The 854-nt window shown below is 48.5% G+C and carries 1 rRNA gene; it reads left to right on the plus strand.

Annotated features, from left to right (window positions below):
• Positions 1-854 (plus strand): 23S ribosomal RNA (locus QE109_RS17535); the annotation flags it as partial.

Genomic DNA, 854 nt, shown 5'->3' on the forward strand with positions numbered 1-854 from the left:
TAAGTTGTGTGGCGTAGACCCGAAACCGGGTGACCTATCCATGTGCAGGGTGAAGCTGAAGTAAAATTTAGTGGAGGCCCGAACCCATATCTGTTGAAAAAGGTTGGGATGACATGTGGATAGCGGAGAAATTCCAATCGAACCCGGAGATAGCTGGTTCTCCTCGAAATAGCTTTAGGGCTAGCCTTGAGGTAAAGAGATACGGGGGTAGAGCACTGAATGACCTAGGGGCTTTCACCGGCTACCGAAGTCTATCAAACTCCGAATACCGATATCTTATACTCAGGAGTCAGACTGTGTGTGATAAGATTCATAGTCAAAAGGGAAACAGCCCAGACCATCAGCTAAGGTCCCAAAATATAAGTTAAGTGGAAAAGGATGTGGGATTGCCCAGACAACTAGGATGTTGGCTTAGAAGCAGCCATACATTTAAAGAGTGCGTAATAGCTCACTAGTCGAGTGATCCTGCGCCGAAGATTACCGGGGCTCAAACTTATTACCGAAGCTATGGAATTAGAGTAATCTAATTGGTAGAGGAGCATTGTATACGGGGCGAAGCACGATCGTAAGGACGTGTGGACTGTATAGAAGAGAGAATGTTGGCATGAGTAACGAGAGACGGGTGAGAATCCCGTCCGCCGAAAACCCAAGGTTTCCTGAGGAAGGTTCGTCCGCTCAGGGTAAGTCAGGGCCTAAGCCGAGGACGAAAGTCGTAGGCGATGGACAACAGGTAAAGATTCCTGTACCACCGAGAACCGTTTGAGAGAGGGAATGACACAGGAGGTTATGCTAAGCGCGTGATTGGTTGAACGCGTCCAAGCAACGAGTCTGAGAGGTAGGCAAATCCGCCTCTT

This window comes from Fusibacter bizertensis, assembly GCF_029914245.1.
Lineage (GTDB): Bacteria > Bacillota > Clostridia > Peptostreptococcales > Acidaminobacteraceae > Fusibacter_C > Fusibacter_C bizertensis.